Origin of the sequence: Mesorhizobium sp. B2-8-1 (assembly GCF_006440955.1) — a bacterium.
Taxonomy (GTDB): domain Bacteria; phylum Pseudomonadota; class Alphaproteobacteria; order Rhizobiales; family Rhizobiaceae; genus Mesorhizobium.
Window position 1 is genome coordinate 125,810 of sequence record NZ_VFTX01000014.1, and the last position, 8,203, is coordinate 134,012.

General features: G+C 64.3%; 8 protein-coding genes. 6 read left to right on the forward strand and 2 right to left on the reverse strand.

Annotated elements, in window-relative coordinates:
* The first annotated feature begins 420 nt into the window (after positions 1 to 420).
* Complete coding sequence (locus FJ428_RS28460) at positions 421 to 1,191, forward strand: DeoR/GlpR family DNA-binding transcription regulator (protein WP_140497069.1); 771 nt, start codon at positions 421 to 423, stop codon at positions 1,189 to 1,191.
* A gap of 1 nt (position 1,192) precedes the next feature.
* Here FJ428_RS28460 and FJ428_RS28465 read toward each other — a convergent pair whose 3' ends face one another.
* Both FJ428_RS28465 and FJ428_RS28470 read right to left on the reverse strand, forming a co-directional pair.
* On the reverse strand, positions 1,193 to 2,092 hold the full coding sequence (locus tag FJ428_RS28465) for an NAD(P)/FAD-dependent oxidoreductase (RefSeq protein ID WP_140880634.1): 900 nt from the start codon (positions 2,090 to 2,092) through the stop codon (positions 1,193 to 1,195).
* Positions 2,082 to 2,531, reverse strand: a complete 450-nt coding sequence (locus tag FJ428_RS28470; RefSeq protein ID WP_140880635.1) for an Rrf2 family transcriptional regulator — start codon at positions 2,529 to 2,531, stop codon at positions 2,082 to 2,084. The genes FJ428_RS28465 and FJ428_RS28470 overlap by 11 nt, the downstream gene beginning before the upstream one ends.
* 89 nt (positions 2,532 to 2,620) lie before the next feature.
* Here FJ428_RS28470 and FJ428_RS28475 point away from each other — a divergent pair, with 89 nt between their 5' ends.
* From FJ428_RS28475 to FJ428_RS28495, 5 genes are all read left to right on the forward strand, one after another.
* Complete coding sequence (locus FJ428_RS28475) at positions 2,621 to 3,547, forward strand: LysR substrate-binding domain-containing protein (RefSeq protein ID WP_140513010.1); 927 nt, start codon at positions 2,621 to 2,623, stop codon at positions 3,545 to 3,547.
* A gap of 125 nt (positions 3,548 to 3,672) precedes the next feature.
* The gene (locus FJ428_RS28480; RefSeq protein WP_140513012.1) at positions 3,673 to 4,827 is read left to right on the forward strand and encodes an ABC transporter substrate-binding protein; all 1,155 of its coding nucleotides are present in this window, start codon (positions 3,673 to 3,675) and stop codon (positions 4,825 to 4,827) included.
* A 199-nt stretch (positions 4,828 to 5,026) separates the two neighbouring features.
* The gene (locus FJ428_RS28485) at positions 5,027 to 6,025 is read left to right on the forward strand and encodes an ABC transporter ATP-binding protein (RefSeq protein ID WP_140523670.1); all 999 of its coding nucleotides are present in this window, start codon (positions 5,027 to 5,029) and stop codon (positions 6,023 to 6,025) included.
* Positions 6,026 to 6,248: 223 nt separating this feature from the next.
* On the forward strand, positions 6,249 to 7,214 hold the full coding sequence (locus tag FJ428_RS28490) for an ABC transporter permease (protein WP_140513016.1): 966 nt from the start codon (positions 6,249 to 6,251) through the stop codon (positions 7,212 to 7,214).
* Positions 7,204 to 8,019, forward strand: coding sequence for an ABC transporter permease (locus FJ428_RS28495; RefSeq protein WP_140523673.1), 816 nt, complete (start codon positions 7,204 to 7,206; stop codon positions 8,017 to 8,019). Before FJ428_RS28490 ends, FJ428_RS28495 begins: the two co-directional genes overlap by 11 nt.
* Positions 8,020 to 8,203: the final 184 nt, after the last annotated feature.

The following is an 8,203-nucleotide window of genomic DNA, read 5'->3' on the forward strand; positions in this document are numbered from 1 at the left end:
GCGCCGACGGGGCGGCACCACCGTGGCGACCCGCCGTTTGTCCGGACGCTCGTTCTGGCAAAGACCTCGCCGGCGCGGCATTCGGGATCGGTATCCCGCGCCGCACCGACGAGCCCCACGTGCCGGGCTCTTCGAGGCCGGCATCCGCCCCCGCGGATGAGAAAATTCTTCCAGTCGCCCTCGCGTCAGGCAGTTTCCAGACCTTGGGGCACACAAATTCGGATCAGGCTCCGCTATCGCTTTTCCGTGGCAGTGCGAGCCTGACACGGCATCAGTGTCACGCCGGGTAAGCCACGTTGTCAACGAGATTCTGTGGCTTTTTCTGCTTTCCTGCCCGTATTCTTTCGAGATTCCTTGTAATATGCGGCAGATTTGCCATAGAAGCGGTCACTGCATCATGGCGCGACTGGAAATGACCCGATGAGCCATTCCAAGCGGCACGGCGAAATCCTGCGGTTTCTGCAGGAGGAAGGCACCGTCACCATCGCCAGCCTGGCCGACCGGCTAGGCGTCTCGCTGGAAACCGTTCGCCGCGACGTCAAGCCCCTCACCAGCGACGGCTCGCTCCTGAAGATGCATGGCGCCGTCGGCCTGCCGTCGACGATCGGCGAAGCGCCGTTCGAACGGCGCATGCGCGAGAACGCCGAGGCCAAGCGCCTCATCGCCCGCATGGTCGCCGCCACCATCCGCGACGGCGAATCGATCATGCTCGACACGGGAACGACCACCTCGTTCCTGGCGCGTGAACTGCTCGGCCATCGGCGGCTGACGGTCGTCACCAACTCATCCGACATCGCCCGCACGCTGGCCACCGTCAACGGCAACAAGGTCTACATGGCCGGCGGTGAGCTGCGCAGCGATTCCGGCGCCGCCTTCGGCGCCTCGGCCATCGACTTCGTCAGCCGCTTCTCGGTCAGCCATGCGGTGATCTCGACGGGTGCCGTCGATGCGGTGACGGGTGTCATGGATTACGATCTCGACGAGGCCGAGTTCGCCCGCATGGTGCTGTCGCGCGGCCAGCGTTCGCTCGTCGTCACCGATCATTCCAAGTTCGGGCGCCAAGGCCTGGTCCAGGTCTGCGGCTTCGATGGCTTTTCCGAGCTCGCCACCGACCGGCCGCCGCCGCGCGACATCGCTGCTGGCCTGGCGCAGGCCGGCGCGCGGCTCAGCGTCGCGGGCGAGGCAGCCTGAGCTAACCGAATACCAGCGACTGGTGGGCGCATATGCCGGCGAAGGCGCCGCCCGATACGGCGAAGGCGATGTTGTACATCGCGCGTGACGCGTCCCCGGCGGCGTAGACGCCGGGAACCGTCGTCTGCTGCCTGTCATCGATTGATATCACCGGGCCAAGGGGACCGTCCGTGAAGCCGCAACCGAGCTGTTCGGCCACCGGGCTCGCCATTGTATTGCGCGGCGCGGTGAATATCGCGCGAACCCCCGCCTTTCGGCCGCCGTCGAGGATCACCGTCAAGCCGCCCGCGCCATCCTCCCGCAGTTCGGCGACCGCAGCGGGTTCGAACCTCACATTCTTGCCTTCCAGGACAGACATCTGTTCGGCATCGGGCTCGATCAGGCGATTGCCGAACAGCGTGACGTCGCCCCAGTCGGCGATCAACTGCGCCTGATGCAGGGACATGGGCCCGGTCGCCAGCACGCCAAGCGGCCCGCCGGAAACCTCGTAGCCGTGGCAATAGGGGCAGTGCAGCACGGTCTTGCCCCACTGCTCGGCAAGCCCGGGAACTTCCGGCAGGATGTCGCGCACGCCGGTGGCCAGAACCAGCCGCGCGGCGCCAAAGGTCTCGCCGCCCTCTGTGCTGATTTCGAAGTCGCTGCTGCTATTGGCGACCGCCTTGTCCGCACGTCCCTTGACAAGGCGAGCCGTCGGATAGGCTAGCAACTGCCGTCTTGCCTCCTCCAGGATGGCGCCTGGCGTGCGCCCGTCTTGGCCGAGGAAGCCGTGCGAATGCGCGGCGAACCGATTTCGGGGCTGGCCGGCGTCGATCACCAGGACGTTGCGCCGGGCCCGGGCCGCCTGGATGGCGGCGGACAAGCCGGCAAAGCTGCCGCCGACGACGGCAAGATCATACTGCATGGCTGGAGACTCCGATGAGGTCGTAACGGCGGCGGAAGTCGGCGGTCAGGTCGGCCAGCGTGATACGGCTGAGCTTCTCCGCCAGCAGCTTCTCCGCCGCGATCCGAAAATCGTCGAGGACGGCGATGACGGCCTGCTCGACAAGGCAGCCGGGGCTCTCCGGCTCGGTGCCGAACTGCAGCAGCGTCTCGCCAAGCGCGGCGCTGATTTCGGCCAGCGAGATCTCGTCGGGCGGGCGCCCGAGCAGCCAGCCGCCGCCATGTCCGCGTGAAGAGGTGACGATGCCGGCATCCCGCAACCCCGCGATGGTGCGGCGCACCACGACCGGATTGGTATGGATGAAGGTGGCAAGCTGCTCCGAGGTCAGCGCCCGCTCGGGCTTCTCGGCCATGTGGGCCAGAATGTGCAAGGTGGAAGACAGCCGGCTGTTGCGTTTCATGTAACTTATTTAGTTACAATTCTGGGGGCCGTCAAGTTGCCGATCCGTTTCCACTTCCCAGTGTCGTCCCCGCCGTGTTTAGTCCGGCCATGGCTTTCACCATCCGCCAGTTGCAGTTCTTCATCGCCGTCGCCGAGCAGGGCACGGTGTCGGGTGCCGCGCAGAACCTCTCCATTTCGCAATCCTCGGTCACCGAAGCGATCAAGGAGCTCGAAGGCGATCTCGGCGTCGAATTATTCGACCGCCATCCGCGCGGCCTCAACATCACCCACAAGGGCCACCAGTTCCTGCGTCATGCCACCAAGATCCTGGCCGATGTGTCCGATGCGCGCCGCGCCTTCCTCGGCGAGCAGGCGACAGCGGGCGGCCGGCTGCAGCTCGGCGTCACCTCGCTGGTCGCCGGCTATGTGCTGTCGGACCTGCTTTCCCGCTACCGTCGTGCCTATCCCGGCGTCGAGGTCTCGGCAATCGAGGACAATGGCGACTATCTCGAGCATCTGCTGATCGGCGGCAAGCTGGACATCGCCGTGATGGTCACGTCCAATCTGCGCGACCGAACCGCGCTGCAATCGGAAATCCTTGAAGTCTCGGCTTACCGCCTGTGGCTGCCGCTCGGGCATCCGCTCGCCGGCGCCGACATCATCGGCATCGGCGACATCGCTTCGGAGCCGCTGATCATGCTGACCGTCGACGAGATCGAGGAGAACACCGGCAAGTTGCTGACGGCAATCGGCGCCAAGCCGCATGTCGCCTTCCGCACCCGTTCGGTCGAAGCGGTGCGCAGCCTCGTCGCCACCGGCGCGGGCGTGGCGCTGCTGCCCGACCTCGTCTACCGGCCGTGGTCGCTGGAAGGCGACCGCATCGAGTCGCGCGACGTCTCCGGTGCCCTACCCGTCGTCCAGGTCGGGATGGTCTGGCGCCGCGGCTCCGGCCTGCCGCAGGCTGCGCGCGATTTCATCGGCCTGGCGCAGTCGCAGCGCATGGTTCGCCAGCGCCCCGACAAGAACGGCCGCTGATCTATCGGAAAAACCGATATCCCCCTTCTGATAAATGAATTTGCGAAACCGGGATTTTCACAGCAACTTCGCTTCAGGGAACAAAGCCGCCGCCGAAGCGCGGGCCTATCAATGGGAGATCGATGATGAATTCATTCCTGAAGTCATGCACTGCATTGACGGTCGCGCTGACCTTCTCCGGCCAGGCCATCGCTCAGGTCACGGAACTCGGCAAGGGTGAAGGCGAGGTCGATATCGTCGCCTGGCCGGGCTATATCGAGCGTGGCGAAACCGACAAGGGCTATGACTGGGTCACCGCCTTCGAGAAGGAAAGCGGCTGCAAGGTCAACGTCAAGACCGCCAACACGTCGGACGAGATGGTCTCGCTGATGAACGAGGGCGGCTTCGACCTCGTCACCGCTTCGGGCGATGCATCGCTGCGCCTCGTTGCCGGCAAGCGCGTGCAGCCGATCAACACCGACCTCATCCCGAGTTGGAAGACGGTCGACGACCGCATCAAGGACGCCCCCTGGTTCACCGTCGACAAGGTTCATTATGGCGTCCCCTACCAGTGGGGGCCGAACGTCCTGATGTACAATACCGATGTCTTCAAGGAAGCGCCCAAGAGCTGGAACATCGTCTTCGAGGAGATGAAGCTGCCGGACGGCAAATCAAACAAGGGCCGCGTCCAGGCCTATGACGGCCCGATCCACATCGCCGATGCCGCCAACTACCTGATGTTCCACAAGCCGGAGCTCGGCATCAAGGACCCCTACGAGTTGAACGAGGACCAGTACAAGGCCGCGCTCGAGTTGCTGCGCGTCCAGCGCACGCTGGTCGGCCGCTACTGGCACGATGCCGCCATCCAGGTCGACGATTTCCAGAACGAAGGCGTGGTTGCCTCCGGCTCGTGGCCATACCAGGTCAACACGCTGATCGCGGCCAAGAAGCCCATCGCCTCGACCGTGCCGGAGGAAGGCGTCACCGGCTGGGCCGACACCACTATGATGGAGGCCGACGCGGCACATCCGAACTGCGCCTATATGTGGCTCGAACACTCGCTTTCGCCCAAGGTGCAGGGCGACGTCTCGGCCTGGTTCGGCTCGCTGCCGGTCGTCCCCGCCGCCTGCAAGGGCAACGAGCTCCTGACCGACGAAGGCTGCAAGACCAACGGCTACGAAAACTTCGACAAGATCAAGTTCTGGAAGACGCCGGTGACCAAATGCGCCACCCAGAACGACCAGTGCGTGCCCTATTACCGCTGGGTGTCGGACTATATCGGCGTCATCGGCGGGCGATGATTTTCTTCACCCTCCCCTTGTGGGGAGGGTCGACGCGCAGCGTCGGGGCGGGGCGTCGCGGCGGTCTGTGCCAGAGCACCCCCACCCGCGACTTCGCCGCGACCTCCCGCATCGAGAGGAGGTAAGTGGCGCGCGTTCGCCGTCCAGCCACGATTGCGGGCGACCGAAGAGAACCCAATCGGCAAGAGACTGACACCCCATGACCTCAGCCGTTTCCTTTCAAAAAGTCTCGCGCCATTTCGGCAGCGTGCGCGCCGTCGACACGGTCGACCTCGAAATCGTGCCTGGCGAGTTCTTCGCCATGCTCGGGCCGTCGGGCTCCGGCAAGACGACCTGCCTGCGCCTCATTGCCGGCTTCGAGCAGCCGACGGCGGGTTCGATTTCGATCTTCGGCGAGCGCGCCGAGGGTGTTCCGCCCTATCGCCGCAACGTCAACACCGTCTTCCAGGACTATGCGCTGTTCCCGCATCTCGATGTGCTCGACAATGTCGCCTATGGTTTGATGGTCAAGGGCGTCGGCAAGGCCGGGCGGCACAAGGCAGCGGAAGAGGCGCTGTCGCTGGTCAGGCTGCCCGGCTACGGCGCCCGCCGCCCTGGCCAGCTTTCCGGCGGTCAGCGCCAGCGCGTCGCGCTGGCCCGCGCACTGGTCAACCAGCCCAAGGTGCTGCTGCTCGACGAGCCGCTCGGCGCGCTCGACCTCAAATTGCGCGAGAACATGCAGGAAGAGCTGAAGTCGCTGCAAAAGGCGCTCGGCATAACGTTCGTCTTCGTCACCCACGATCAGGGCGAGGCGCTGTCGATGGCCGATCGCGTCGCCGTCTTCAACGACGGCAGGATCATGCAGATCGGCACGCCGGAAGATATCTACCAGCGGCCGAGCACTCGCTTCGTCGCCGATTTCGTCGGTTCGTCCAACGTGCTGCCGCCGGATTTCGTCCAGCGCTATTGCGGCCAGCGCCGCTGGGGCAGCCTGCGACCCGAATCGATCCGCGTCGGCCGCGCCGCGAAAGGCGACGGCGTGGCCGCGCGCCTCGTCTCAACTAACTATCTCGGGGCGACCACCAGGCTGGCGCTCGATGCCGACGGTCTGAAATTGCACGCCATCGTGCCTGCCGGCACGGCCTTGCCCAGGGAAGGCGAGGCGGTGGTGCTCACCTTCAACCGGGAGAGCCTGCATTTGATGGACGAGGCGGTGTGATGAAGGCTTGCGCGAAGCACCCCCCTCTGTCCTGCCGGACATCTCCCCCGCAAGGGGGGAGATTGGCTGCCCTTCCGGGTTTCGCCAATTTCCAACGTCGCAGAATTGGCGAGGCTGAGAAATTGCCAATCTCCCCCCGTGAGGGGGAGATGTCCGGCAGGACAGAGGGGGGCGACGCAGAACGCGGCCTCTCATATAATTCTCTTCAGCACACGGCGGCCCCATGACCATTGCCGCGCTCAACCCCAGCCCAGCCCCTGCCATCCTGCCCGGCAGCGGCGGCATACGCGGCGCGCTCTCCGACCTCTTCTGGCGCAGGCCGCAACTGCTCCTTCTGCTTATGCTGCTGCCGCCGGTCCTGTGGCTCGGCATCGTCTATATCGGCTCGTTGTTCGCTCTTTTGGCGCAGAGCTTTTTCTCGATCGACGAGTTCTCCGGGCTTATCAACCGTGAGTTCACGTTGAAGACCTATGGCGACCTGTTGCAGGCCGCCAATCTGGACATCATTCTGCGCACGGTGACGATGGCGGCCCTGGTGACGCTGGCCTCGGCTGTCGTCGCTTTCCCCATTGCCTATTACGCGGCGCGCTATGCGCGCGGCCGCTGGAAAGCGCTGTTCTATCTCGGCGTCATGCTGCCGCTGTGGTCGAGCTACCTGGTCAAGATCTACGCCTGGAAATTGATCCTGGCCAAGGAAGGCATTCTCACCTGGCTGCTCGCCAAGCTGAACCTGTTGGGGTTGCTCGATGCGTGGCTGTCGCTGCCGGTCGTCGGCGGCAACTCGCTGTCGGTGTCCTTCACCGGCACCTTCATCGTCTTCGTCTATGTCTGGCTGCCCTTCATGATCCTGCCGGTGCAGGCAGCCCTCGAGCGCGTGCCCGGCAATCTGGTCGAAGCCTCTTCCGACCTTGGCGCGTCGCCCGGCCAGACTTTTCGCAATGTGCTGTTCCCGCTGGCGCTGCCCGGCATCGTCGCCGGCTCGATCTTCACCTTTTCGCTGACATTGGGCGACTACATCATCCCGCAGATCATCGGCACGTCGCGCCTGTTCATCGGCCAGGCCGTCTATTCGCAGCAAGGCACGGCCGGCAACATCCCGCTCGCCGCCGCCTTCACGGTGGTGCCGATCGTCATCATGGGCTTCTATCTCTGGGGCGCCAAGCGCATGGGGGCCTTCGATGCGCTCTGACCGTGCCCAATCGGCTCCGCTTGGCCTGAAGATCGCTGCGGCCTGCGGCCTGCTGTTCCTGCATCTACCGATCCTGCTGATCTTCGTCTATGCCTTCACGACCGAAGAGAAGAGCTTCGTCTGGCCGCCGCCGGGGCTCACCACGCAGTGGTTCGCCGTCACCTGGAACCGGCCGGACGTGTGGCAAGCGCTGTCGCTCTCGGTGCGCGTCGCCGCCATCTCAACGGCCATCGCGCTGGTTCTCGGCACGCTGTGCGCCGCCGCGGTGTCACGGACGAAATTCTTCGGCCGTGAAACCATTTCGCTGCTGGTCATCCTGCCGATCGCGCTGCCCGGCATCATCACCGGCATTGCGCTGCGTTCGGCTTTCGCGCTGGCCGACATTCCGTTCTCGTTCTGGACGATCGTGCTCGGCCACGCCACCTTCTGCGTGGTTGTCGTCTACAACAATGCCGTTGCCCGCTTCCGCCGCACCTCGGGCTCGATGATCGAGGCCTCGATGGATCTCGGCGCGGATGGTTTCCAGACCTTCCGGCATATCGTGTTGCCCAACATCGCCACGGCGCTGCTTGCCGGCGGCATGCTGGCCTTCGCGCTGTCGTTCGACGAGGTCATCGTCACCACCTTCACCGCCGGCCAGCAGCAGACGCTGCCGATCTGGATGCTTGAAGAACTGATCCGCCCGCGCCAGCGCCCGGTCACCAATGTCGTGGCGATGGTGGTGGTGCTGGTGACGCTGCTGCCGATCCTCGCCGCCTACTACCTGACCCGCGACGGCGACCAGATCGCCGGCAGCGGGAAATGAAATAGTGAGCAGTGAGTAGTGAGTAGTGAGTAGTGAATAGTGAATAGTGAATGGGAGGATGGTGAATAGTAGTTTTGGATAGTGAATACGCGGCAGAAACCTACTCACTACTCACTACTCACTACTCACTACTCACTACTCACTACTCACTACTCACTACTCACTACTCACTACTCACTACTCA

What these genes read in the sequence shown, in the direction of transcription:
- FJ428_RS28485 (WP_140523670.1), top strand. Translation starts at nt 5,027, where the DNA reads ATGACCTCAGCCGTTTCCTTTCAAAAAGTCTCGCGCCATTTCGGCAGC.
- FJ428_RS28465 (WP_140880634.1), bottom strand. Translation starts at nt 2,092, where the DNA reads ATGCAGTATGATCTTGCCGTCGTCGGCGGCAGCTTTGCCGGCTTGTCC.
- FJ428_RS28460 (WP_140497069.1), top strand. Translation starts at nt 421, where the DNA reads ATGAGCCATTCCAAGCGGCACGGCGAAATCCTGCGGTTTCTGCAGGAG.
- FJ428_RS28490 (WP_140513016.1), top strand. Translation starts at nt 6,249, where the DNA reads ATGACCATTGCCGCGCTCAACCCCAGCCCAGCCCCTGCCATCCTGCCC.
- FJ428_RS28495 (WP_140523673.1), top strand. Translation starts at nt 7,204, where the DNA reads ATGCGCTCTGACCGTGCCCAATCGGCTCCGCTTGGCCTGAAGATCGCT.
- FJ428_RS28480 (WP_140513012.1), top strand. Translation starts at nt 3,673, where the DNA reads ATGAATTCATTCCTGAAGTCATGCACTGCATTGACGGTCGCGCTGACC.
- FJ428_RS28470 (WP_140880635.1), bottom strand. Translation starts at nt 2,531, where the DNA reads ATGAAACGCAACAGCCGGCTGTCTTCCACCTTGCACATTCTGGCCCAC.
- FJ428_RS28475 (WP_140513010.1), top strand. Translation starts at nt 2,621, where the DNA reads ATGGCTTTCACCATCCGCCAGTTGCAGTTCTTCATCGCCGTCGCCGAG.